Genomic DNA, 22,643 nt, shown 5'->3' with positions numbered 1-22,643 from the left:
GCACCTTCAGAACTCGCCGTTGATCGCGTCGGCGACTCGCTGGCGGTCGAACAGCTGCTCGTCCTCGGGGATCTCGGGATACGGGCCCTCCTCGTAGGTCGGCCACTCGCCGAAGACGTCGGGGTAGAGCTGTTTGGCCGTCATCTCCAGCTGGAAGAGGTTCAGGATCGGTCCCTGGTAGCGGGCGCCCTGGGCGTAGACGCGGCCGTTCTTCACGGCAGTGATCTCCGACGCGACCGGGTCGTCCTCGAATGCGACGCGGCGCTCGGCCATGTTCGTGCCCGGTTCCATCCCGCCGAGGTGGAGGACGACATCGGGGTCCGCGTCCAGGAGCGCCTCGAAGTCGACCACGGAGTTGCTCTCGACGTTCCCGTCGAAGGCGTCGCGGGGCCCGAGCGGACGGGTGTGTGCCGTCAGGAATCCCGGCGTGTTCATCGTGTACGTGTATATCTCCTCGATGTCGGCGGCGGCGATCATGACCGCCGTCGGGCGCTCGGACTCGGCCGGAAGGTCGGCGTCGATCGTCGAGCGGAGTTCCTCGCGCACGGCGGCGAGTTCCTCGTAGCGCGCTCGCTCGCGGAACGCCTCGGCGACGAGTTCGAACTGCTCCCACAGGCCGTAGTACTCGTAGTCGTCGGCCCACTCGCCGGTCGGTTCGCGGTGGATGTCGCTGAGCGAGTTGCCGAACCACGGAGAGACGTTCTCCGCGATTTCGTCGATGTCTGACTGATCCCACTTGTCGAGCTGGGCGATCCACGCGGGGTCGGCGAGGTGGACGTCGCTGTCGAGTTCGTACAGCTTTTCCTTGCTCGGTTTCCAGGAGGAGTACAGCCCGGCCCAGTCCAGTGTGACGCCGGGGAGCCGTTCGACGTACTGGTTCCAGAGCCCGTCGTAGTAGTCCGGCGCGTGCATCGCCGTGACGTCGTCCCCGTGGCCGAGCGCGAACGCCATGTCGGCGTGGTGAGTGAGCCGCGTGAAGACGGTCTCCGGCGGCGACTCGAAGGTGACCTCGCCCACGGGCGACATGGTAACCGAGTACGAACTGCCTTCGGTGGTCGTTTCCGTCGCCGTCCCGGTCGCCGCGGAGGTGTCGCCGGTCGCGGTGTCGTCGGTCGCGGGCGCGGACTCGCTGCCCGAACAGCCGGCCAGCAGGCCGCCGGCGACGACCGCGCCGCCGTACTCGATCGTCTCTCGTCGCGTCAGTGAACCGGTCGCGTCGACGTCGTCGTCGCTCATTCGTCGAACGCCCCCGTCACGATATCGGCGACCCGCTGGCGGTCGAACAACTGCTCCGCTTGGGGAATCTCGGGGTAGTGCTCGCCGTCCTCGTAGTCGGGCCACTCGCCGAAGACGTCGGGATAGAGCTGTTTGGCGCCCATCTCTATCTGGAAGAGGTTCATGATCGGGCCCTGGTAGCGCATCCCGGCCGGGTAGACGCGGTCGTTCTCGACGGCGGTGAGCGTCTGGCCCGCGGAGTTGGATTCGAGTTTCTCCCGCGTGTCGGCCATGCTGTAGTTGGGCGTCATCCCCCAGAGGTGGAGGACGACGTCCGGGTCGGCCTCCAGCATCGCCTCGTAGTCGACGGTCCCCCACAGGCCGCCCCAGTCCTCCTCGGCGAAGGCGTCCCGGGCCCCCAGCGGACGGGTGTCGGCCAGCCAGTAGCCGGGCTCGTTGAGGTGGTAGGTCCAGAACGACTCGCCGTCACGCGAGAGCGTCACCCGGACCGCGGTGGGCCGCTCCTCCTCCGGCGGGAGGTCAGCCTGGATCGTCGAGACGAGGTCGGTGTGGACCTGAGCGAGCGCCTCGTAGCGTTCGCGCTCCTGAAACACGTCGGCGACGGCGCCGAACAGCTCCCACAGCGTGTAGTACTGGTAGTCGTCGTCCCCTTCCGGCGGCGACTCGTTGGTCCCGCTGTAGAAGTTCCCGAACCAGGGCGCGAGCTGGGTGTCGACCTCGTCGACGTCGGACTGGCTCCAGCCATCCTGGGCCGACGCCCACGCGGGGTCGGCGAGGTGGACGTCGCTGTTCAGTTCGTAGAGGAGTTCCTTCGGGAGGCCGTCACTGAGCGGGTCCTGGAGTCCTTCCCACTCGACGGAGACGCCGTCGAGGTGGTGGTAGTAGTGGTTCATCGTCGTCCCCGACATCTCGGGGACGTACACCGAGTTCACCGCGTCGCCGTGGCCCAGTGCGACGGCCATGTCGAGGTACTGCGGGAAGACGGTGAAGACGTTCTCTGGGACTGCGTCGAAGGCGACCTCGCCCGCCGGCGACAACGATGCGGTGAACGAGCTTTCGGTCGACGATGGAGCGTCGGTCCCGGTTTCGGTCGTCGTCTCGCCGTTCACGGTGTCGTCCGCCGTCGGCGTCGTCGCGTCGTCGGCGCCACCCTGGCTACAGCCGGCGATGGCCGTCCCGAGCGCGACGCTCGCGCCGGTCAGGAACCGTCGACGAGTGTTGTCTGTCAGGTCTCGCATACGATTTAGGGCTGCCTAAAGGACTAAAGAGCTACCGGTTTTTAGGCAGACCTAATCGGTGACGATCCGGTCCGGATCAAAACTGTTAACACAGAGATTAGGCGTACCTAAACTCAACATGGCCGGTGCGCACTCGGAGGCCCCAGTCTCGGACACTGCGGAGGATCGCGGCTGGCTCACCGGCGATCTCGTCGTCTTCTGTCTCGCGTGTACGGCCGTCACCGTCTTCGCAGGGCTGATCCAGGTCAGCTTCGGGGCGTTCACGATGACCATCGAACAGGCCTGGCGCGCGGTGTTCAACCCGCAGGTCATCTTCAACCCGAACGCCTGGGAGGCGTTCGTGTTCGGGACCGAACTCCCGGAGATGAACCGCCGGAGCCTGATCGTCTGGAACATTCGGCTGCCCCGCGTCTTCGTCGCCGCCATCGTCGGCGCGTCGCTGGCTGTCTCGGGCGCCATCTTCCAGGCCGTGACGCGCAACGAACTCGCTAGCCCGTACGTGCTCGGCGTCAGTTCCGGGGCCGGACTGACGGTCCTGCTGACCCTCGTCGTCTTCCCGAGCGTGACGATCGCGATTCCGCTCCTGTTCGGCACGTTCACGTTCAACACGACGTCGCTGCTCCCGCTACTGGCCGCGCTGGGCGGGACCATCGCCTTCCTCCTCGTCTACGGCATCGCCTGGAAGGGCGGGACCAGCCCGGTCAGGCTCGTCCTCGCCGGCGTCATCGTCAACATGGTGTTCCAGTCGCTCCAGCGCGGCCTGTTCTTCTTCGCCGACGACCTCGGCGTCGTCCAGTCGGCGCTGGCCTGGATCACCGGCTCGCTCACGGGCACGGGCTGGGAGCAGGTCCGCCTCGCTATCGTCCCCGCGACCATCGCGATCCTGCTGGCCGTCGCCGGCGCGAGACAGCTCAACGTCCTCCTGCTGGGCGAGCGGACGGCCCAGTCGCTCGGGATGCGCGTCGAGCGCGTCCGCTTCATGCTCTCCGGCGTCGCGATCCTCGCGGCCAGCACCGCGATCGCCGTCGCCGGCATCATCGGCTTCTTCGGGCTCGTCGTCCCCCACGTCGTCCGCATCGTCCTCGGGAGCGACTACCGCCGGCTCGTGATCGGCTGCGTGTTCGCCGGGCCGGCGCTGCTCGTCGTCGCCGACGTCGGCGCCAGGCTGGCGCTGAGCCCGATCCAGATCCCCGTCGGCGTCGTCACCGGCGTCGTCGGCGGGCCGTACTTCCTCTACCTGATGCGCAAACAGGAGACCATGGGTGACCTCTGATGGCACAGCGAGACGCCGCCCACGAGAGTGACCACGACCGGATCACTGACACCAACGACGTCGCCGTCGAGAGCGCGGTCGTCGCCGACGAACTACAGCTGAGCTACCCCTCGGCCGAGGAGACCATCGTCGACGTCGCGCGCCTGGACGTCCCCGAGGGCGCGGTGACGGCCCTGGTCGGGCCCAACGGCAGCGGGAAGAGCACGCTGCTGAAGGGGCTCTCGAACCACCTCGCGCCAGACCAGGGCGACGTCAGGCTCTGGGGCGACAGCGTCGACTCGTTCGGCGACAAGGAGCTGGCACGCGCGCTGGGCGTCCTCTCCCAGGAGAACGAGTCGCCAGGCACCATCACCGTCGAGGACCTGGCCTACCACGGCCGGTACCCTCACCGGGGGTTCTTCGAGAGCGTCACCGAGGCCGACCGCGAGGCCGTCGAGCGGGCCCTGGAGATGGCCGGCGTCCAGCACCTCCGGAACTCCGAGGTCGGCCAGCTCTCGGGCGGCCAGAAACAGCTCGCCTGGATCGCGATGGTGCTCGCCCAGGACACCGACGTCCTGCTGCTCGACGAACCCACTACCTTCCTGGACCTGCACAACCAGTTCAAGGTGCTCGAGACCGTCCGCCAGCTCAACGAGCGGACCGACGTCACCGTCGCCGTCGTCCTCCACGACGTCGCCCAGGCGGCCCGGTTCGCCGACTACCTCATCGCGCTGCGCGACGGGCAACTGTACGACTGGGGCCCGCCAGAGGACGTCGTCACCGAGCAGTTGCTGGCCGACGTCTTCGGCGTCGAGGCCACCGTCGAGTACGAACCGGAGTTGCAGGTGTTGCCCAGGCGCGCGCTCCCCGACGACCGGAACTGACGACGAGCGGCGGATGCTGGCGGCGGGTGGCGGGTGGCGGACCTCGTCTCCGGAGGACGGCGCGTCGACGTGGTCCGGATCGACACTGTTTTACAATTTTAGGCGAACCTAAATTGTGATGAGCGACGACACGCGACGGACTAGACGGAACGTACTCCGGACCAGCGCCGCCCTGGCAGCCGTCGGCGGACTCGCGGGCTGTAGCCAGGACGAGAGCGGCGCCCGGTCGACGGATGGAGAGACCGAGATGAACGCGGAGAACGAGACGGACGGCACGTCCGGGACCGACTCGGGCACGCCGTCGGAGACCACGACGGCGGCGGAGTCGAGCTACTCGGTCGCCATCGAGCCGATGGGCGAGGTGACCTTCGAGTCGGTGCCCGAGACGTGGGTCGCTAACAACGGAAGCTGGGCGGACATGGGCATCGCACTCGGACAGGAGCCCCCGAAAGGCCTCTGGCTGCCGAGTCGGTACCACACCCACTACTACGACGAGATTCCGGACGTCAGCGTCGACAAGAGCAACATGGCGACGCTCTCCCAGCAGGGCAGCGTGGGCAAGGAGCAGTTCTACGAACTCGACGGCGACGTTCACATAATCGACCCCAACTTCCTGCAGAACCGCTTCGACGGCTGGGATCAGACCGACGTCGACGAGGTGAGCGAACAGATCGGCCCGTTCTTCGGCAACAGCATCTTCTCGACGGGGTACACCTGGCACAGCGAGTACCGCTATTACTCCCTCATGGAGGCCTTCGAGAAACTCGCAGCGGTGTTCCAGGAGACCGACCGCTACGAGGCGTTCGAGTCGGTCCACGAGGAGTTCCAGAACGCGCTCGCGCCGGTCGTGCCCACACGCAGCGAGCGACCGTCGGCGGCGGTCGTCTGGGGCGCCGGCGACCAGCCCGAGACGTTCTACCCCTACACGATCGGTCCGGGGACGAGCTTCAAACACCTCCGCGACCTCGGCGTGAAAGACGCCCTCGCGGAGACGGACGTCAAGGACTTCCACACCAGCCGGGGCGCCATCGACTACGAGACGCTACTGGAGGTCGACCCGCCAGCCCTCCTCCTCCGTGGCCAGGAGACGAAGACCGCCGACGAGTTCCGTGACACCGTCGTCTCGTACATGCAGGACCACGACGTCGCCGGCGACCTCACCGCCGTCCAGAACGGCGACGTCTACCAGGCCGGGCCGCTGTACCAGGGGCCGATCACCAACCTCGTGGTCACCGAGCGCCTCGCCGCGACCCTGTACGACCACGACGGAGAACTGTTCGACCGCCAGCGCGTTTCGGACGTCGTCAACGGCGACTTCTGAGCCGTCACCGACCCGCCGACCTGCCGTGATCCAGTCCGGTCACTGTCGACCGGACGTCCCTTTTCCGCCGACCCGACGTCGACCAGCGCCGGCCGGCGTCGGCCAGCGGCGGCCGGCGTCGGTCAGCGTCGACCAGTGACGGCCGGCCCAGAGCAGTGCCGGCGCTCCGCGCCTCAGACGTACGGCGCCACCGCCTCCAGCACTGGCTGGTGGAGGTCGTAGTGGACGACGGCCGCGATGACGGCCAGTTCGAACGCCGTGACCGCGAGGGTGACCGCGTCCGACCACTTGCTGGAGACGGCCACGCCCACCGGGATGTCGTACTCCTCGGGGTAGGGGTAGAACAGGGCCATCCCGCGGATGTTGCCCAGCATGTCCAGCACGTAGTGGGTCGCGACACCGATCCAGACGTAGTGGAGGTTACCGAAGAAGACGGGGAAAGCGACGAACGCCCCGAGGGTCGCGAGGTTGTGGAAGGTCTTGCGGTGGGTCCCGAAGCTGGTGTCGATGTCGGGAAAGAGTGCACCGAGCGTGACCGGGACGCCGACGGCGAGGAGCGCCTCGACAGTCGGGATCGCCAGTTCACCTTCGAGGATGACCGCGATGCCGACGCTCAACAGGACGGCGTTTTCGACGTGCCCGCGTTCGTTCATCGGCGGTGACTGCGCCGCCGGGGTACGTCAATTATTCGGGACTGGTCCGGTCGCCGGGTGGCACCGACGGGCCGTCGGACCTGGGACCCGAAATTCATTGCCCAACGCGGCACGAACCGACCAGCGTGAAACGAACGACCCTCGAATCCGACGACTGGTTCGACGTGCTGCTGACGACCAGCGACGCCCAGGCGGCCGTGATGACGCTCGATCCCGGTCAGTCGACTGGCGGGCCCGACAACTACCACCGGGAGAGCGACCAGTGGCTCTACGCGGTCTCCGGGGCGGCCACGGCGACTGTCGACGGGGAACCCGTCTCGATCACCGCTGGCGACCTCGTCGTCATCGAGGCCGGCGAGACCCACGAACTGGCGACCGACGGCGACGAACCGTTCGAGTCGCTGAACCTCTACGTCCCGCCGGAGTACTGAGGGGCCTGCCCGTTCGTCGGCCAGACGGTCACCCGAAGTCGTACGCGACGCCGGTCAGATCTTCCGAGACGTCCCAGAGCCGTTCGGCGACGGCCTGGTCGTAGGACTCCTCGCTCGAGCGCTGGAAGCCGGGGTGGCCGCGCATGTCGAACAGGCCGACCGGACCGACGTACTCGCCACCGATGACCTCCTCGGACGTTGCGGCGAACAGCATCGGCAGCGCCCCCATCTCGGCTGGCTGGGCGAAGACGTAGTTGGCAGCTTTCATCGCCCAGAGCCGGAGCGTCGACCCCGAGGCCTCGCCGGTCCGAATCTGGAGGTTGGTGTCGGCGTAGCCGGGGTGGCAGACGACGCTGGTGACGCCGTCGACGCCGTGTTCGCCCAGGCGGTCGTCGAGTTCGTAGCCGAACAGCACGTTCGCCAGCTTGCTCTGGGCGTAAGCCGCCCACTTGTCGTAGGATTTCTCGTGTTGGAGGTCCTCGAAGTCTATCGTTCCCCGCTCGTGGACACCGCTAGACTGGGTGACGACGCGGGACTCACCCGGCGTGTCGGCGAGCGCGTCGAGCAGGTGGCCCGTCAGCGCGAAGTGGCCGAGGTGGTTCACGCCGAACTGGGTCTCGAAGCCGTCGGCCGTCTCCGACCGGGGGATGGCCATCACGCCGGCGTTGTTACAGAGGACGCGTAGTTCGTCGTAGTCGTCCGTAAACACGTTCGCGAAGTCGGTGACGGCGGACAGGTCGCCCAGGTCACACTCCCGGACGTCCAGGTCGGCGTCGGGGACGTCTGCCCGTATCTCGCCGGCCGCGCGCTCGCCCCGGTCGACGGACCGACAGGCCATGACGACCGTCGCTCCTCGGTCGGCGAACACTCGCGCCGCCTCGTAGCCGATGCCGCTGTTGGCGCCGGTCACTATCACGACCTCCCCGTCCATCGCCGGCACGTCGTCGGCAGTCCAGTCGTCGCTCATCGACCGAACGTTCGGTTCGACGGGTGAGAAAACTACCGGCTCTGTCCCCTCGGGCTGCCATCGCAGGCAGCCCGTTTTTGCCCCCGACGGCCCAAGCGCCGGCCGATGGACCACGCCCGCGCCGAAGAGCGCGGCCTGCTGGGCCTGGAGGCCCGCGCCGTCGGTGCCGGTCTCGTCAGTGGGTTCGCCGCCGGCCTGCCGATGGGGTTCCTGCTCCAGTTCGGCACGGACCTGCTGCCGGTGCTGGCTACCATCGCAGGCGTCTCGTCGGTCGCCGTCGGCTGGGTCGTCCACCTGGCCATCGCCGCCGTCTACGGGGCGCTGTTCGCCGTCATCGTGGCCTACCCCGCGGTCCAGGGCTTCATCGCGGAGTTCGGCGTCCGGGAGTACACCCTCCTCGGGATAACCTACGGAATAACCATCGCCGCCGTCTCCATCTCGATCCTCCCGTTCATCTTCGAGTTACCGTGGGTCGCGAACGCGGCGGCGGAACAGCTCGCCCTCGTCTCCGGCCCCTCGTTCGGCGGCCTCGTTCCGGCGGGCGTCTTCGCCGCCGGCCACGTCGTCTACGGCGCCGTCCTCGGCGCGGGCTACGCGACGGTGAAAGAGCGGTCCCCGGCGCTGGCCGGTTGAGCGGGCGGCCGGGCGACGTCTGCGGGAGCGGCCACGGTCAGTGTCCGCCGGTCTGAGCGCCCCAGAGTTCGGCGTAGCGGCCACCGCTGTCGACGAGTTCCTCGTGGGCGCCGCGCTCGACGACCTGGCCGTCCTCGAGGACGACGATCTGGTCGGCCCCGACCACCGTCGAGAGGCGGTGGGCGACGACGAACGTGGTCCGGTCCTCGGTGAGTGCGTCGAGCGACGACTGGATGCGCTGTTCGGTGTCGGTGTCGACGTCGCTCGTCGCCTCGTCCAGCACCAGAATCGCGGGGTCCTGCAGGACGACGCGGGCGATGGCGATGCGCTGGCGCTGCCCGCCAGAGAGTTTCACGCCACGCTCGCCGACGCGGGTGTCGTAGCCCTCGGGGAGTTCGGAGATGAACTCGTGGGCCTCCGCGGCACGGGCGGCGTCGCGCACGTCGTCCATGCTCGCCTCGAAGCGGCCGTAGCGGATGTTGTCGCCGATGGTGCCGTCGAAGAGGAAGGCGTCCTGGGAGACGTAGCCGACGTGGGTCCGCAGACTCGCCAGTTCGATCTCCCGGACGTCCGTTCCGTCGACGCGCACCGCGCCCTCGTTGAGGTCGTACAGTCGCAGCAGCAGGCGACACAGCGTCGACTTGCCGGCACCGGTCGAGCCGACGAAGGCGACCGTCTCGCCGGGCTGGGCCTCGACGGAGACGTCCTCGATGACGTACTCCGCCTCGTCGCCGGTCGATTCGAGGACGGCCCCACCGTCAGCCTGGGCCGTCCCGGTCGCCGCCGCCGTCCGGTCGTCCTCGCCCTCGGCGCGGGCCAGGAAGTCCGGGTAGGCGAAGGAGACGTCCTCGTACTCGACGTGGCCCGCCGGACTTTCGAGGGGAACGGCGTCCTCAGAATCCTCGATACGGACTGGAATATCGTACAGGCCGAAGACGCGCGAGGCCGAGACGCGGGCGTTCTGGACCTGGTCGACGATGCTGGAGACTTCGGCCAGGGGCGAGACGAACCGCTGGGTCATGAACACGAACGTGATGAAGACCCCGACGCTGAGTTCGCTCGTGAAGGGGCCAAATCCGTCGGCGAGCAGCCAGTAGCCCCCGACGACGAAGGTGATGGCGAAGGAGAGGCCGGCGAGCAGTTCCATCCCGGGCCGGTAGAAGTACGCGAGTTTCAGCACCTCCATGATGGACTCGAAGACGCCCCGCGAGGCGTCCCGGACGCGGCCGGACTCGTACTCCTCGCTGGAGGTGGCCTTGGCGAGTTCGACGCCGCTGATCCCGTTCTCGATGCGGGTGTTGAACGTCGCGACGGCGGACTGGCGGTCCTCGTACCGGGGCTCGATGACGCGCATGAACCACCAGGTAAAGGCGACCATCAGCGGGAGCCCGAGGAGCGTGACCACGGCGAGCTGGGGATTCAGCAGGAAGAGGATAGCGGCGATACCGAACACCATCACGACCAGTCGGACGCCGTTCATCAGCGCGTCGTCGAGGAACAGTTCGAGGTTCGAGGCGTCGTTCGAGAGGATGGACATCACCTCGCCGGTCTGCTTGTCGTCGAAGAAGGCGGCGTCCAGCCGGATCATCTTCTCGAAGCTGTCCGAGCGGACGTTGTGCATCACGCCGTGGGCGAAGAAGTTGGCGACGACGCCGTATATCCAGGTGAACACCGCCGTCGTCAGGAAGGCGCCGGCGATGAGGATCACTGAGAACCAGAACTGCTCGACCTGCTGCTGGGGGAGCAACGACGTCGGGACGAGCGGGAGCTGGTAGGCCGTGTCGCTCTCGCCGAACACGGCGTCGATGGCCGCGCCGAGCACCACCGGCGGGAGCAGCGACGCGGCCTGGGCGACGAGGTTGGCGAACAGGCCGACGATCAACCAGCGCTTTCGTTCGAGCCCGTACTCTCTGAAGAGCCGGACCAGCGGTCTATCGATGCGCTGGCGGTACCGGTCGAACGGCGTCTCCTCGTCGGCGGCCATGGAGACTGACTATCGAGTCAGTGTACATAATCTCTTGGAAACCCGTTCGGTCGCGGTGTCGCCCGAACAGGGCACTCGGGACGCCGGTCTCGTCGCAGCGACGTCCGCCACGAACGTCGTGCACCAGACGGAGGGTTTCGTGCGCAATCCCGATCGGTAAATCTATTTTCATTACCTCCGCACGGCCGTCCATGTCCCGCCCGCTCGCCGCCCTCCCGCTTTCGTCCCTCCCCCGGTGGGTTCCGCTCGCGCGCAAGGAGGCGCGCACCGTCCTCACCTCGAAAGGCACCTGGCTCCTCGCCGTCTTCGTGTTCGTCTTCGGCTGGCGACCGACGTACCTGGGCTGGGAGCACCTCGGCCCGTCGATGAGCGTCGGGTTCGTCCAGGTCGGCGTCACGACGCTCGTCCCGCTGGGCGTGCTCGTCCTGAGCTACGGGTCGGTCGTCGGCGAGCGAACGTCGGGCAGCCTGAAGTTCGCCCTCGGGTTGCCCCTGACCAGGACCGACGTCCTCGTCGCCAAGACCGTCGGCCGGACCGCCGGCTTCGTCCTCCCGGTGACCGTCCCGGCGGTCCTGCTGGGCGGCGTGGGCGCGTTCCGCTACGGGCTGTTCTCGCCGCTCGCGTTCCTCGGCGTCCTGCTGGCGACGTTCCTCTACCTCGCCGTCCTCGTGGCCATCGCGACGGCCGTCTCGGCAGTGACGACGAGCTCCGTCCGCGCCAGCGGCGTCGTCGTCGGCTACTTCCTGGCGTTCGTCCTGCTGTGGTCGCAACTCGCCGTCGCAGCGTACTCGTCCCTGACCGGGCGCGCCGTCAATCCCTACGACCCGCCCGCGGACGCCCTGCTGTTCGGCCTCCTCCGGCTCTCGCCGGACCGGGCCTACCTGACGCTGACGAACTGGATTCTGGGGGCAGGGAACGGGGGTGAGCTGTTCACTACCGTCGCGACCAAGGTCGCGACCGGACACAGCGTCAACGGCTACGTGGTCGAGACTGCGTTCACCGGGGCGTCGGTCCCGCTCTCCCTCCACGAGGTCGGTGGTGTCGTCGTCCTGCTGGCGTGGCTGGTGGTCCCCCTCTGGCTCGCCCGGTACCGCTTCGAACGGGGTGACCTGGCGTGACGACGCCGGCCATCGAGACCGACGGACTGACCAAACGATACGGGTCGACAGTCGCCCTCGACGGCCTCGACCTCACCGTCGAGTCTGGCGAAGTGTACGGGTTCCTCGGACCCAACGGTGCGGGCAAGTCGACGACGATCAACCTGCTGCTGAACTACGTCCGGCCGACCGACGGGAGCGCGACCGTCCTCGGGCTGGACCCCTGGGACGACGTGGTCGCGCTCCACGACCGCGTCGGCATCCTCCCGGACCGCTACGACACGTACGACGACCTCTCGGCGCGGCGCCACCTCCGCCTGGTGATCGATACCAAGCGGAGCGACGACGACCCCGAGGCGCTGCTGACGCGCGTCGGCCTGAGCGACGCCGTCGACCGGCCGGCCGGGGAGTTCTCGCAGGGGATGGAACAGCGGCTCGCACTCGCGATGGCCCTGGTCGGCGACCCCGACCTGCTGATACTCGACGAGCCGTTCACCGGGCTGGACCCCCACGGCGTCGCCCTCGTCCGCGACGTCGTCGCCGAGGAGACCGACCGCGGCGCGACCGTCTTCTTCTCCAGCCACGTCCTCGGCCAGGTCGAACTCGTCTGCGACCGGCTCGGCATCCTCCACCACGGAACGCTCGTCGACGAGGGGACGCTCGCCGGGTTCCGCGAGCGGCTCGACCTCGACGCGGACGCGGCGGTCGAGGACGTGTTCGTCGAACTGACCGAGGACGGCGTCCGTTCGGCTGCGCCACGGGACGAGTCTGCTTCCATCGCCGGGGACGCTCCCGAAGGAGGTGTGCAGTGATGGACGACCGGACGCCGATGCGACGTCGCGCCTACCTCGCCGGCGCCGCCGGAGCACTCGCGGGGCTCGCCGGCTGTATCGGTGGTGAGACGGAGTACCAGGTGACCGGCGCCTCGGGCGCGTCGCCTGCGGACCACCCGCTCTCGCTGGACGTCGCCGTCGAGAGCCCGTCCATCACCGTCGATAGCCCCGGTGCCCTGTCGTTTACGCTACGGAACGGAGGGGACGACGCCGTCGCCGTGCGCAACACCGGCGTCTGGCCGCTCGGGGTCCTGGCCGTCGAAACGGAGACGGAACACGGGCCCGTCGATACGCGCCTCCTCTCGGACCGGTACGGCGAGACCGACCGCATCGAGGTAAAGCCCAGCGGGATGAGCGTCTCCCAGGAACCGCTCGTCCGTCCGATCCCTGCCGACGAGTCGGTCACCGAACGGTACGTCCTCCACGGCGACGGCCTGATCCAGCCCGGAACGTATCGGCTCCGGGCCAAATTCGAGGAGCACATCCTGCGATACGCCCCACCGGGAACGGACCCGGAGGGCGGTGACTGGACCGACTTCGCTCCCGACGTGACGGTCACGCTCGAAGCCCAGTCGGTGCTTCCCTAGCGCATCCGGACTGTGACGCCCGCCGTGTTCACCCCTGCACGACGGCCAGTATCTCGGGCGCCTCGTAAACCTTGTTGCGCTGCTTGCCGGTCGTCTCCTCGACGATGCCCGCCGACTCCAGCTTCTCGATGGCGTCGTAGACGGCGGGCTTCGAGCGGCCCGTGGCCTCGACGGCGCGCGGGCCGGTGAGGTAGGGCTGTTCGAAGCAGTAGTCGACGAGCGCCCGCGCCGTCGGCGAACTCGGGAACTGCTCGCGGTACTCCTCGCGCAACTCGGTCAGTTCGATGCCGCAGTCGTAGCCGTCGATGGCCTGCTCGGCGATGGCGTCGAGGACGAAGGTGATCCACTCCTCCCAGGCGCCGTCCTGGCTCACCGCCAGGAGCTTCTCGCGGTACTGGTCGCCGAAGCGCTTGAAGTAGGCCGACAGGTAGAGGTACGGCCCCGGCAGCAGGCCCGAATCGTACAGCTGGAGCATGATGAGCAGCCGCCCCATCCGGCCGTTGCCGTCGCGGAACGGGTGGATGGTCTCGAACTGGTAGTGGGTCAGCGCGACGTCGATCAGCGGCGGGTACTCACCGCGGCCGACGTAGGAAAAGAGCTGGTCGAGCAGGAGGGGCACCAGGTCCGGGTTCGCCGGGATGAAGTTGGCGTCCTCGGGGGTGCCGTCGCGGGCACCGATGTAGACGGGGACCTCTCGTAGTTCGCCGGGTCGCTCCTCGCCGCCGCGGACCGACCCCATCAGCGTCTCGTGGAGGTCACAGATCAGGTCTACCTCGATAGACCCGCCGTCGTCGAGTCTCTCGAACCCCTGGGTCACCGCGTCGACGTAGTTGTACGCCTCGCGGACGTCGTCGAGTTCCGCCGCCGACCGGCTGGGCTCGGCGCCCACCTCGTGCTGGTAGATGTCCGAGATGGTGACGTTCGTCCCCTCGACCTGGGAACTCATCGCCGCCTCGCGGTGGACGAAGGGTGCGATGAGCAGGTTCGGGTTGTCGATGTCCCGGGCCAGCGTGGCCAGCCGGCCGAGTGCGTACTGGGCGTCGCCGTAGACGGCGAGCAGGTCCTCGGTGTACTCGAGGTCCGGCGGCAGGCTCGCCGGCGTGTAACAGGGCAAGCCCTCGTGGTCGTCGATGCGGCCCGGTCCTGCAGTGAAGTCGGCGGGGTCCATCTAACTACGAGTCCGCTGGACGGCTTGTTAGTTAACCGTTTCGGCCTTTGGTTAACTGTGGGTGAGTTGGCGACGGTAGAAGTTAGATCTGCGGGCCGAAGTCTCACCAGTCGGGTGATCCGCGGGCTCGTAGTTAGCCGTCAGGCGAATAGCCGTCATCTCGAAGTAACAAAATCGCTTAGGACGGCAAACACGAATGACATAGCCAGCCCATGCCAATTAGCACGGACCGATTCGACGAACTCGACGACGACGGTCCGGAGTCGGGGCCGAACGCGCACGAAATCCTCACCTATCTCGAGGGGCACGCAGACGAGGCGTTCACCCAGTCGGAAATCGCGAAAGAGACGGGAGTCGCTAGCGACTCCGTCGGACCGGCGTTAGTACGGCTTAGAGAGAGCGGTCGAGTCGACCTCAAAGGAACCTACTGGCGAGTCAGCGATCACGTCCGTGGTCTCGATTCGTCGGCGAAACACGCAGAGGTCGTCGCGGTGAGTCACGAGGCCGGGTCGTTCGATTACGACGAGTGGCAGGAACATGCGGTCGATCCGCGCGAGAACCGCGAGTGAGGCGTATCGGATAGGGACATCTCCTGATCGACCGAGACCTCGGCGACTCACTCCCGGTTTCGCCCGCCGTCGACGGCGTCTCGCAACGCCACTGTCGCCGTTTCGGGATCTTCCGCCTTCGTGATCGCCGAGATGACCGCCACGCCGTCGGCGCCGGCGGCCGCGACTTCGGCGGCGTTGTCGGCGGTGATTCCGCCGATGCCGACGACGGGAATCGAGACGGCGTCGGCGATGGCGCGCACGCGCTCCGGTCCGACGGCGTACTCGTCGTCGGGGACGTCCGCTTTCGACTCGGTGGCGTAGACGGACCCGACGCCGAGGTAGTCCGCGCCGGTGCCCTCGGCGGCGATGGCGTCCTCGACGAACGACGCCGAGCGGCCGATGATGGCGTCCTCGCCGAGAATCTCACGAGCGACTTCGACCGGCAGGTCGTCGTCGCCGAGGTGGACGCCGTCGGCGTCGATGGCCTGGGCCAGGTCGACGCGGTCGTTGACGATCAGCGGGACGCCGGCGTCGCGGGTGAGTTCCCTGACCTCACGACCGACGGCGAGTCGGTCGCGGACCGGCAGGGCCTTGTCGCGGAGCTGGACGACACCGACGCCGCCGTCGAGGGCGCTTGCGACGATTTCGGGCGTCGAGCGGCCGGCCGAGGCGCGCTGCTCGGTGACGAGGTAGACGGACCAGTCGACCATAGCGAGGGGTCGGCGGGCCGGGTTCTCACTCTTGCGCTTCGGCGGCTCGCTTCCGTGGTCGAGAGGGTCACTCCTCGCGGCGGACCTGCTCGTCGTCGTCGTGTTCGATGCGGAACTCGAGCCAGCCGCCGGGATACGAGATCGAACCCGACTCGTGGGGGATGGGGTCGTACTCGACGTCGTAGCCGTAGATGGTCGCCTCGCCGTCGCGGACCAAACTGGCGACGCGTTCGAGCTGGTCGGCGACGGCGTCGTCGCGGTCACGTCGCGCGGGCATACCCGCCAGTAGGGGCGCGAGCGGGAAAAGCGGGGAGGCAGGCGGGAACTCCTCAACTGGCCGACCGGATCCGGACGGAAGGGCAAGGGACAAGACCGGGACTCCCAGATGGGAGCACATGGATCTGGGCGTCCGCCTTCTCTACATGCTCTCGTTGCTGGCCGTCGGTCTGGCCGCCCGCCACGTCGGACTGCTGGAGGCGACCCGGCGGGATCGGCTCAACGCCGTCGCCTTCTACGTGACGCTCCCTGCGCTGATCTTCCTCTCGACGTACGACCAGCCGCTGGGAACGCTACTGTCGCCGGAACTGCTCGCGGGGCTGTGGGTCGTCCTGTTCGCCGTCGTCGGGGCCAGCTGGCTGGTCCACCGCCGGACCGACCCGCGCTCGACCCGGAGCATCGCGATGGTGCAGTCCTACCACAGCAACTTCGGCTTCCTGGGGCTGCCGCTCGTGGCCGTCACGCTCGGCAGCGCCGCGGCGGGCCGAGGGAGCATCATCCTCGGCATCGGCGCGCTGACGCAGGTGCCCCTCACCGTCCTCCTGCTCGTCTCGATGAACGACGCGGAGGCCTCCCTGGGTAGCGAACTCCGGAGCCTCGCGACCAACCCCGTCCTGATCGCCCTCGCGCTCGGCTTGATCGCCTCCGTCTACTCGCTGTCGGTGCCCGATGCGGCCCAGACCGGACTGGGCTGGCTCTCCGACCTGGCCCTCCCACTCGCGCTCGTCCTCGTCGGCTCGGCCCTGGAGATGCGCATGCCCGACTCGGACTGGCAGGCGCTGGGCGGCGTCGTCGGCCTCAAGGTGTTCCTGATGCCCGTCTTCGCCTTCGTCGCGTTCACGGCGCTCGGGGCGGACCCGCTCACCCGCAACGCCGCGGTCGTCATGTTCGGCGCCCCCACCGCCGTCTCGACGTTCATCTACGCGAGCGAACTCGGCGGCGACGCGGAGTTCGCCTCCGTCGCCGTCTTCGCGACCACCGTCGTCTCGGTGGGCACGCTCGGCGTCGCGCTCCAGTTGCTGGTGTGACCGGCCCAGTTGCGATGGGCAGTCGCCAGTCCATAGTTTCGTATAGCTGGCCCGCGCACGTATCTACATGGAAATTATCGCGACAGTACTCGGCTCGATAGTGACGTTCGTCGTCGGCCTGCTCGTCGGCGGGCTGGCCATCTTCGTCGCCGCCCAGCTCGTCGTCGGCAAGGGCGACTTCCGGACCGCCGTGTGGACGGCGGTGTTCGGCGCGCTCGGCTGGCTGGTCGCGACGCTCGTCGTCGGCTGGATTCCGTTCCACATCGGCAGCATCCTCGGGACCCTCCTGGGACTGGCCGTCTACCTCACGGTCATCGCCGTCCAGTACGACACCGACTGGGTGGAGGCCGCCGCCATCGCCTTCGTCGCCTGGGTCTCGGTGCTGGTCGCCCGGTTCTTCCTCGCCCCGCTCCTGGGCGACTGGGGCGTCGTCGGCGTTCCATTCGTGTGAAATCTTCGGGGGAAGAGGGTTCGTCGATCTGATCGTTTCTCTAGAGCGGCGTTTCGATGATAGTTCTGAACACTCGCTGAAGTCGGAACGATGAACGACGACACCCAGAAAGCCCTCGGCGCGCTCCGGTCCCGCGAACCGACTGCGCTCCTCGCTACGCTGCGGTGCTTATCGGTCCGGGGTTCCCGGAGCCCGCCTCGCCCTTTCAGTCCTCCAGGAAACCGCACCGCAGCCCTGCCCTTCCCCTGGTCGCGCGATGAAACGCGCTCCCGGCCATGCGGTTGCGGAGCGGTCAGGAAGCGTGTCGCGCCGCGAGGGTGGCGCGTCAGCGCCACCTCACCGCGAACGGCGCCAGCCGTGAGCAAGGCGCGACCGGGGAGGTCTGGTGGTTGTAATCGCGAGCGCCTCCGTGGCGCGAGCAATAGAGTCCTGGAGGACTGAAAGGGCGAGGTGGGCTCGGCGAAGCCCGAACCCGCAAGCACCGAACGGAGTGAGGCGCGCAGCGGGTTCGCGCGAGTCGAGCACGCCGAGGCTTTCGAGGTGTTATCGTCTGTTGCCGTCCCTGCGGAGATCCGAACCGCTACAGCGAGAACCTTCCCGCTCCACACACCAGAGACTCCCGAGCGTTCTCCCGGGAGTTTAAGCCGGGTCCCGCGCAACCCTCCTGCATGTTCGAGACGGTACTCATCGCGACGGACGGGTCGGCCAGCGCCAAACGGGCCGTGGAGGCGGCCCTGGACCTGGCCGAGCGGTTCGACGCGTCGGTCCACGCCCTCTATGTCGTCGACGCCGGCGAGGTGGCGGCCTCGCCCGACGAGGTCAGGGACGACCTCGAACGCGCGCTGGCGACCGCTGGCGGGCGTGCGCTGACGTTCGTTCGCGAGACGGCAGACGAGACGGCCGAGAAGGGCGACGTCGTCACGGCCGTCCGCGAGGGCGACCCCGTCGACGAGATTTGCCAGTACGCCACCGACCAGGAGGCCGACGTCGTCGTCACGGGCACGCGCGGGCGCCACGACGACCACGGATTTTTGCTGGGGAGCGTCGCCGAGGGCGTCGTCCGACGGTCCGGGCCGCCCGTGCTGACCGTTCGACAGCTGGAAGGCGCCGCCGCGGAGGAGTGAGGAGCCTCCCGCATCGACCGTCATTCCGAGGCTTCATTGCCACCGCGCCGTTCGTCGGCGTATGGACGACTGGCTCATCGACGACGAGCGCCTCTCTATCGAGCGGAAGTCGATCCTCCCCGGCGCGGGCTTTTTCACGCCCGACTCGGTCGAGGAAGAGGAAGCCGAACGCGAAGCGGCGGAGTCGCTAACGGACGCGGGCGTCGTGGTCATCGCCGACCCAGATTCGGACGGCCTGGCCTGCGTCGCGCTGGTCCGCGAGGCCTTCGGCGAGGGACAACTCGTCCCCGCCGGACCGCACGAGATCGAGGAGAGCCTGGAGTGGGCCGCCGAGTACGCCGAACCCGACGCGACCGTCGTGGTCTGTGACCTGTGTCCCGACAGCGAGTACGACGTCGCGGCGCTGCCGGACCTGGTCGACCGCGTCGAAGACGTTCGGTGGTACGACCACCACCAGTGGGACCCCGAACTCGCAGAGTTCGTCGACGACCAGGGCGTCGAACGCGTCGTCGGCGACTCCGACGAGGTGTGTACCGCCGACGTCGTGCTCGCGGAACTGGACCACGAATTCAGCGAGCAGTTTGCCGAACTCGCCGCCGTCACCCGCGACCACGACCTGTGGATCCGCGAGGACGAGCGCAGCGACGACCTGGCGGACCTCTCGTACTGGTCCGAACCCGAGGAGTACATCGAGTCCGTCCTCGAACACGGTCCGGACCTCTCCGCGGAGATCCACGAGTTCCTCGCCGAGAAGCGCGTCGAGAAGGAAGCGCTCATCGAGAAGGCCGTCCAGCGCGCCGAACTCCGCGACGTCGGCGAGTGGACCGTCGGCGTCACCTACGGCCGTTGCTCCCAGAACGAGGTCGCCGAGGCGCTCCGCGAGCAGGGCGCCGACGCCGCCGTCATCGTCAAGCCCGCCGGCTCGGCCTCCATCCGCGGCACCGAGAACTTCGAGCGCGCCCACGAGGTGGCCGGGCAGGTCAACGGCGGCGGCCATCCCCGCGCCGCCGGCTGCAAGCCCGACATCTACGACGACATGCTCGACTACGCCCACCACTGGTCGACTCGGGGAGCCGTTGCGAAGCAAGCCATCGTCGACGCGTTTCTTCGGCTGGAACCCGAAGAGGACGAGGGCGTCGACACCGAGCGATAGCCAAGCATACCGCGAGCGAAGCGAGCGGTTTCCCGCGAACGGCTGCGCCGTTCGCGTCTTTTTCGCCCACGTTTTTCGAGGAGTGGTCGCGAACGGGGCGAGCGACCCGACGAAGAAAAAGGTGGTTGCGCACCACTGGTCGACGCGCGGTGCGGTGGCGAAACAGGCGATAGTCGACGCCTTCCTCCGGCTCGAACCGGAGGAAGCGGAGGAAGGTGTCGATACAGAGCGATACCGAGTATACTGTCAGTGCCGTCGGGAGTGATCCGCCCCTTTATTGAGTGACATTAACAGTGTAATAATAATCACAACCGCCGCCAAACAACGGCCACACCGCTCCGACGAGCGGTCGAGAACACATGGTAGCGTACCGAAACGACGACGGCGACAGGGGAAATGGGGAATCGTCAGAGGGCCGTTCGCGGCGGGACCTGCTCAAAAACGCCGGGATAGCCGTCGGTAGCGCCGTCGGGCTCCGCGCGGCGACGAGCCCGGGCGCAGCCGACTCCGACGAGATACGCGAACTGGACCTGCGGGACGGCGTGCCGCCGGTCGCGGCCGCGCCACAGGGAGAGGACGAGGTCGTCTTCAACGTCCACGGCTACTCGGCCTCGTCGTTCAGCGTCACCGGGGCCAGGCGGCTACAGGGAACGCTGCGGGAGGTCGGGAACACCGAGACGGTGACGGCCGTGACCTGGGACGACAGCGGTGGCCCCATCGGCGCACTGACGAACGCGCGCGACCAGGGCGGCGTCTTCGCCGACTGGATGGCGGCGTACCTCAAGGAGAACCCCGGGACGACGGTCCGCGTCCTGGGCCACTCGATGGGGGGCATCGTCACCTTCGAGTTCCTCGCCGGGGCGGAGGGTCGTTTCACGGTGGCCAACGCCGACACGATAGGCTCGTACGCGGCGTCCGACGCACCCTGCGAGGGGTCGGGGTTTCACGACGCCATCGAGAGCGCCGCCGAGTCCGTCGGGAACTACTACTCGACGAACGACGGCATCGCCCGCCTCGGTAGCGGGCCCGCGAGCTGTTCGGCGGGGGCACTGCCGTCGAACTACGTCGACGTCGACGTGAGCGATTCGGTCGTTGGCCACACCTCGTACAAGGCGAGCACCGGGTGCGTGCAAGCGATCGTCGACAACTACGTCTCCGGGGGAGACGACGGCACGCCCACGGAGACCCCGACCGAAACGACGTCACCGACGGACACCCCGACGGAGACCGAGACCGGGTCGCCGACCGATACCGAGTCGCCAACCGAGACCCCGCCCGAACCGCCCACCGAGACCGGGCCTACCATCGACACGTTCGACGTCTCGGAGGAGGGTTTCGGCAACGACCCCGACGTCGAGTGGGCCGTCTCTGACGCGGACGGTGACCTCGCCACGGTCGAATCGACGCTCCGTAGCTACGCCGGCAGGACGCTCGATAGTGCCACTTCCGACGTCTCGGGCACGACGGCCGAGGGCCGTCACGAGCTCGACACGCTCTCCTGGTGGAAAGACGTCGTCGAACTGACCGTCACCGACGAGGCGGGCAACAGCGTGACCGAGCGGGCGCCGGCGCCGTAACCTCGAACCACGGCGTCTGCCCCGCCCACCGCGGTGCGTGACTGTGACGTGTGAATCAATGGGACGGTAGCAGACTCCACGTGGCACAAGGTCTGTACTATTCTCGGTGATGGTGTGATGAATAGCTGGAGTAAGCCGGTAAGAGAGTGGATAACAATGCCCAGGTAGCGCGTCGGACGGAGTGACGCGGGGGCTGTCGACGGTGAGTTCGGGATTCCTCACCACACGACGAGGGGTCGAGCGCGAACGCGCCCCCGGAACTTCCAACCATGAAACTGGCACTCATCGGCTTCGGGCAGGCAGGCGGAAAGATCGTCGACCGATTCGTCGAGTACGAGCAGCGGACCGGGGTGGACGTCTTCACCGACCCCGTCGCGGTCAACACCGCGTCGGTCGACCTCCAGGGGCTGGAGCACGTCCCCGAGGACAACCGGGTCCTGATCGGGCAGTCGCGCGTGAAGGGCCACGGCGTCGGCGCGGACAACGAACTCGGCGCCGAGATAGCCGAGGCGGACCTCGACGAGATTCAGGGCGCCCTCGACGACATTCCGGTCCACGAGGTCGACGCGTTCCTCGTCGTGGCCGGCCTCGGCGGGGGCACCGGCAGCGGCGGCGCACCGGTGCTGGCCAAGCACCTCAAGCACATCTACACCGAGCCGGTGTACGGCCTGGGTATCCTCCCCGGGCAGGACGAGGGCGGCATCTACACCCTCAACGCCGCGCGCTCGTTCCAGACGTTCGTCCGCGAGGTGGACAACCTCCTCGTGTTCGACAACGACGCCTGGCGCAAGACCGGCGAGTCGATGCGCGGCGGCTTCGAGGCGATAAACGAGGAGATAGCCACCCGCTTCGGGATGCTGTTCGCGGCGGGCGAGGTCGACGGCAACGCCGAAGTGGCCGAGAGCGTCGTCGACTCCTCGGAGATCATCAACACGCTCTCGGGCGGCGGCGTCTCCACGGTGGGCTACGCCGCCGAGGACGTCGAGCGGTCGGCACAGGGCGGGTTGCTCGCGCGCGTGGGCAGTGACCGGCTGAGCGACCGCGGCAGCGACGATGGCCTCGACAGCGCGAACACGACCAACCGCATCACGGCGCTGGTCCGCAAGGCCGCGCTCGGTCGGCTCACGCTCCCGTGTGATATTCAGGGCGCGGAGAAGTCGCTCGTGGTCGTCGGCGGCCCGCCGGAACACCTCGACCGAAAGGGCATCGAGCGGGGCCGCCAGTGGCTCGAGGAGGAGACCGGGTCGATGGAGGTCCGCGGCGGCGACTACCCCCTCCCGTCGTCGGACACCGTCGCGAGCCTGGTCCTGCTCTCCGGCGTCCACCACGTCCCCCGGTTCAAGGAACTCCAGCAGGTCGCTATCGAGGCACAGGACAACATCGCACAGCGCGACGCCCGGAGCGAGGAGAACCTCCAGCAACTCGTCCACGACGGCGCCGAAGAACTCACGTCGCTGTTCTGAGCGAAACGCGCCGTCGGTGCCCGATC

Annotated in this window: 23 protein-coding genes; 15 read left to right on the top strand and 8 right to left on the bottom strand. The window is 68.0% G+C overall.

Annotation, left to right across the window (positions count from 1 at the left end):
* Positions 1 to 6: 6 nt before the first annotated feature.
* Together BM337_RS09975 and BM337_RS09970 are read right to left on the bottom strand one after the other, a co-directional pair.
* On the bottom strand, positions 7 to 1,236 hold the full coding sequence (locus BM337_RS09975; protein ID WP_089816469.1) for an ABC transporter substrate-binding protein: 1,230 nt from the start codon (positions 1,234 to 1,236) through the stop codon (positions 7 to 9).
* Positions 1,233 to 2,474 carry an ABC transporter substrate-binding protein gene (locus BM337_RS09970; RefSeq protein WP_089816468.1) on the bottom strand — a complete coding sequence of 414 codons (1,242 nt, stop codon included), beginning with the start codon at positions 2,472 to 2,474 and terminating at the stop codon, positions 1,233 to 1,235. Before BM337_RS09970 ends, BM337_RS09975 begins: the two co-directional genes overlap by 4 nt.
* Positions 2,475 to 2,592: 118 nt before the next feature.
* Between BM337_RS09970 and BM337_RS09965 the strand changes: the two genes are divergently transcribed.
* The 3 genes from BM337_RS09965 (at position 2,593) to BM337_RS09955 (ending at position 5,931) form a co-directional block, all read left to right on the top strand.
* The gene (locus tag BM337_RS09965) at positions 2,593 to 3,747 is read left to right on the top strand and encodes a FecCD family ABC transporter permease (RefSeq protein WP_089816467.1); all 1,155 of its coding nucleotides are present in this window, start codon (positions 2,593 to 2,595) and stop codon (positions 3,745 to 3,747) included.
* Positions 3,747 to 4,610: an ABC transporter ATP-binding protein gene (locus tag BM337_RS09960; protein WP_089816466.1), complete on the top strand. Its 864-nt coding sequence runs from the start codon at positions 3,747 to 3,749 to the stop codon at positions 4,608 to 4,610. Before BM337_RS09965 ends, BM337_RS09960 begins: the two co-directional genes overlap by 1 nt.
* A 118-nt stretch (positions 4,611 to 4,728) precedes the next feature.
* Positions 4,729 to 5,931, top strand: coding sequence for an ABC transporter substrate-binding protein (locus BM337_RS09955; RefSeq protein WP_089816465.1), 1,203 nt, complete (start codon positions 4,729 to 4,731; stop codon positions 5,929 to 5,931).
* 173 nt (positions 5,932 to 6,104) lie between these two features.
* Here the strand turns inward: BM337_RS09955 and BM337_RS09950 are convergent, their stop codons facing one another.
* Positions 6,105 to 6,584: a metal-dependent hydrolase gene (locus BM337_RS09950; RefSeq protein ID WP_089816464.1), complete on the bottom strand. Its 480-nt coding sequence runs from the start codon at positions 6,582 to 6,584 to the stop codon at positions 6,105 to 6,107.
* Between the two features lie 125 nt (positions 6,585 to 6,709).
* On the opposite strand from BM337_RS09950, the gene BM337_RS09945 reads away from it, so the two are divergent.
* Positions 6,710 to 7,015 (top strand): cupin domain-containing protein, encoded by a 306-nt coding sequence (locus BM337_RS09945; RefSeq protein WP_089816463.1) that lies wholly within the window; start codon positions 6,710 to 6,712, stop codon positions 7,013 to 7,015.
* Between the two features lie 28 nt (positions 7,016 to 7,043).
* Here the strand turns inward: BM337_RS09945 and BM337_RS09940 are convergent, their stop codons facing one another.
* Positions 7,044 to 7,982 (bottom strand): oxidoreductase, encoded by a 939-nt coding sequence (locus BM337_RS09940; protein WP_089816462.1) that lies wholly within the window; start codon positions 7,980 to 7,982, stop codon positions 7,044 to 7,046.
* Between the two features lie 105 nt (positions 7,983 to 8,087).
* Between BM337_RS09940 and BM337_RS09935 the strand changes: the two genes are divergently transcribed.
* On the top strand, positions 8,088 to 8,615 hold the full coding sequence (locus BM337_RS09935) for a hypothetical protein (RefSeq protein WP_089816461.1): 528 nt from the start codon (positions 8,088 to 8,090) through the stop codon (positions 8,613 to 8,615).
* Positions 8,616 to 8,652: 37 nt separating this feature from the next.
* Here the strand turns inward: BM337_RS09935 and BM337_RS09930 are convergent, their stop codons facing one another.
* Positions 8,653 to 10,599 (bottom strand): ABC transporter ATP-binding protein, encoded by a 1,947-nt coding sequence (locus tag BM337_RS09930; RefSeq protein WP_089816460.1) that lies wholly within the window; start codon positions 10,597 to 10,599, stop codon positions 8,653 to 8,655.
* A gap of 191 nt (positions 10,600 to 10,790) precedes the next feature.
* On the opposite strand from BM337_RS09930, the gene BM337_RS09925 reads away from it, so the two are divergent.
* The 3 genes from BM337_RS09925 to BM337_RS09915 are packed head-to-tail and all read left to right on the top strand — an operon-like array spanning position 10,791 to position 13,116.
* A complete protein-coding gene (locus tag BM337_RS09925; protein ID WP_089816458.1) occupies positions 10,791 to 11,717 on the top strand; it encodes an ABC transporter permease in 927 nt (308 codons plus the stop codon).
* Positions 11,714 to 12,508 (top strand): ABC transporter ATP-binding protein, encoded by a 795-nt coding sequence (locus tag BM337_RS09920; RefSeq protein WP_089816456.1) that lies wholly within the window; start codon positions 11,714 to 11,716, stop codon positions 12,506 to 12,508. The genes BM337_RS09925 and BM337_RS09920 overlap by 4 nt, the downstream gene beginning before the upstream one ends.
* Positions 12,508 to 13,116, top strand: a complete 609-nt coding sequence (locus tag BM337_RS09915) for a DUF8130 domain-containing protein (RefSeq protein ID WP_089816455.1) — start codon at positions 12,508 to 12,510, stop codon at positions 13,114 to 13,116. Before BM337_RS09920 ends, BM337_RS09915 begins: the two co-directional genes overlap by 1 nt.
* Positions 13,117 to 13,144: 28 nt before the next feature.
* On the opposite strand, the gene BM337_RS09910 is transcribed toward BM337_RS09915, so the two are convergent.
* On the bottom strand, positions 13,145 to 14,284 hold the full coding sequence (locus BM337_RS09910; protein WP_089816453.1) for a Fic family protein: 1,140 nt from the start codon (positions 14,282 to 14,284) through the stop codon (positions 13,145 to 13,147).
* 212 nt (positions 14,285 to 14,496) lie between these two features.
* Between BM337_RS09910 and BM337_RS09905 the strand changes: the two genes are divergently transcribed.
* Complete coding sequence (locus BM337_RS09905) at positions 14,497 to 14,853, top strand: MarR family transcriptional regulator (RefSeq protein WP_089816451.1); 357 nt, start codon at positions 14,497 to 14,499, stop codon at positions 14,851 to 14,853.
* Positions 14,854 to 14,900: 47 nt separating this feature from the next.
* Here BM337_RS09905 and thiE read toward each other — a convergent pair whose 3' ends face one another.
* Together thiE and BM337_RS09895 are read right to left on the bottom strand one after the other, a co-directional pair.
* Positions 14,901 to 15,545 (bottom strand): thiamine phosphate synthase, encoded by a 645-nt coding sequence (gene thiE / locus BM337_RS09900; protein WP_089816449.1) that lies wholly within the window; start codon positions 15,543 to 15,545, stop codon positions 14,901 to 14,903.
* Between the two features lie 67 nt (positions 15,546 to 15,612).
* The gene (locus BM337_RS09895; RefSeq protein ID WP_089816447.1) at positions 15,613 to 15,822 is read right to left on the bottom strand and encodes a hypothetical protein; all 210 of its coding nucleotides are present in this window, start codon (positions 15,820 to 15,822) and stop codon (positions 15,613 to 15,615) included.
* Positions 15,823 to 15,940: 118 nt separating this feature from the next.
* On the opposite strand from BM337_RS09895, the gene BM337_RS09890 reads away from it, so the two are divergent.
* From BM337_RS09890 to BM337_RS09860, 6 genes are all read left to right on the top strand, one after another.
* Entirely contained in the window at positions 15,941 to 16,849 is a 909-nt protein-coding gene (locus BM337_RS09890) for an AEC family transporter (RefSeq protein ID WP_089816445.1), read from the top strand.
* Positions 16,850 to 16,916: 67 nt separating this feature from the next.
* Positions 16,917 to 17,300: a hypothetical protein gene (locus BM337_RS09885; protein WP_089816443.1), complete on the top strand. Its 384-nt coding sequence runs from the start codon at positions 16,917 to 16,919 to the stop codon at positions 17,298 to 17,300.
* A 668-nt stretch (positions 17,301 to 17,968) separates the two neighbouring features.
* Positions 17,969 to 18,424, top strand: a complete 456-nt coding sequence (locus BM337_RS09880) for a universal stress protein (protein WP_089816441.1) — start codon at positions 17,969 to 17,971, stop codon at positions 18,422 to 18,424.
* 61 nt (positions 18,425 to 18,485) lie between these two features.
* Positions 18,486 to 19,577 carry a DHH family phosphoesterase gene (locus BM337_RS09875; RefSeq protein WP_089816439.1) on the top strand — a complete coding sequence of 364 codons (1,092 nt, stop codon included), beginning with the start codon at positions 18,486 to 18,488 and terminating at the stop codon, positions 19,575 to 19,577.
* Positions 19,578 to 19,936: 359 nt separating this feature from the next.
* Positions 19,937 to 21,154: a lipase family protein gene (locus BM337_RS09865; RefSeq protein WP_218155552.1), complete on the top strand. Its 1,218-nt coding sequence runs from the start codon at positions 19,937 to 19,939 to the stop codon at positions 21,152 to 21,154.
* 269 nt (positions 21,155 to 21,423) lie between these two features.
* On the top strand, positions 21,424 to 22,617 hold the full coding sequence (locus tag BM337_RS09860) for a tubulin/FtsZ family protein (protein WP_089816435.1): 1,194 nt from the start codon (positions 21,424 to 21,426) through the stop codon (positions 22,615 to 22,617).
* Positions 22,618 to 22,643 lie beyond the last annotated feature (26 nt).

The organism is Halomicrobium zhouii, from assembly GCF_900114435.1.
GTDB lineage: Archaea > Halobacteriota > Halobacteria > Halobacteriales > Haloarculaceae > Halomicrobium > Halomicrobium zhouii.
The sequence above is the reverse complement of the archived record's forward strand: the minus strand, read 5'-3'. Positions and strand labels throughout refer to the sequence as shown.

Bases quoted from the DNA above. Each gene is read 5' to 3' on its own strand.
- BM337_RS09975 (WP_089816469.1), bottom strand. From the start codon at position 1,236: ATGAGCGACGACGACGTCGACGCGACCGGTTCACTGACGCGACGAGAG.
- BM337_RS09970 (WP_089816468.1), bottom strand. From the start codon at position 2,474: ATGCGAGACCTGACAGACAACACTCGTCGACGGTTCCTGACCGGCGCG.
- BM337_RS09965 (WP_089816467.1), top strand. From the start codon at position 2,593: ATGGCCGGTGCGCACTCGGAGGCCCCAGTCTCGGACACTGCGGAGGAT.
- BM337_RS09960 (WP_089816466.1), top strand. From the start codon at position 3,747: ATGGCACAGCGAGACGCCGCCCACGAGAGTGACCACGACCGGATCACT.
- BM337_RS09955 (WP_089816465.1), top strand. From the start codon at position 4,729: ATGAGCGACGACACGCGACGGACTAGACGGAACGTACTCCGGACCAGC.
- BM337_RS09950 (WP_089816464.1), bottom strand. From the start codon at position 6,584: ATGAACGAACGCGGGCACGTCGAAAACGCCGTCCTGTTGAGCGTCGGC.
- BM337_RS09940 (WP_089816462.1), bottom strand. From the start codon at position 7,982: ATGAGCGACGACTGGACTGCCGACGACGTGCCGGCGATGGACGGGGAG.
- BM337_RS09935 (WP_089816461.1), top strand. From the start codon at position 8,088: ATGGACCACGCCCGCGCCGAAGAGCGCGGCCTGCTGGGCCTGGAGGCC.
- BM337_RS09930 (WP_089816460.1), bottom strand. From the start codon at position 10,599: ATGGCCGCCGACGAGGAGACGCCGTTCGACCGGTACCGCCAGCGCATC.
- BM337_RS09925 (WP_089816458.1), top strand. From the start codon at position 10,791: ATGTCCCGCCCGCTCGCCGCCCTCCCGCTTTCGTCCCTCCCCCGGTGG.
- BM337_RS09915 (WP_089816455.1), top strand. From the start codon at position 12,508: ATGGACGACCGGACGCCGATGCGACGTCGCGCCTACCTCGCCGGCGCC.
- BM337_RS09910 (WP_089816453.1), bottom strand. From the start codon at position 14,284: ATGGACCCCGCCGACTTCACTGCAGGACCGGGCCGCATCGACGACCAC.
- BM337_RS09905 (WP_089816451.1), top strand. From the start codon at position 14,497: ATGCCAATTAGCACGGACCGATTCGACGAACTCGACGACGACGGTCCG.
- thiE (WP_089816449.1), bottom strand. From the start codon at position 15,545: ATGGTCGACTGGTCCGTCTACCTCGTCACCGAGCAGCGCGCCTCGGCC.
- BM337_RS09895 (WP_089816447.1), bottom strand. From the start codon at position 15,822: ATGCCCGCGCGACGTGACCGCGACGACGCCGTCGCCGACCAGCTCGAA.
- BM337_RS09890 (WP_089816445.1), top strand. From the start codon at position 15,941: ATGGATCTGGGCGTCCGCCTTCTCTACATGCTCTCGTTGCTGGCCGTC.
- BM337_RS09885 (WP_089816443.1), top strand. From the start codon at position 16,917: ATGGAAATTATCGCGACAGTACTCGGCTCGATAGTGACGTTCGTCGTC.
- BM337_RS09880 (WP_089816441.1), top strand. From the start codon at position 17,969: ATGTTCGAGACGGTACTCATCGCGACGGACGGGTCGGCCAGCGCCAAA.
- BM337_RS09875 (WP_089816439.1), top strand. From the start codon at position 18,486: ATGGACGACTGGCTCATCGACGACGAGCGCCTCTCTATCGAGCGGAAG.
- BM337_RS09865 (WP_218155552.1), top strand. From the start codon at position 19,937: ATGGTAGCGTACCGAAACGACGACGGCGACAGGGGAAATGGGGAATCG.
- BM337_RS09860 (WP_089816435.1), top strand. From the start codon at position 21,424: ATGAAACTGGCACTCATCGGCTTCGGGCAGGCAGGCGGAAAGATCGTC.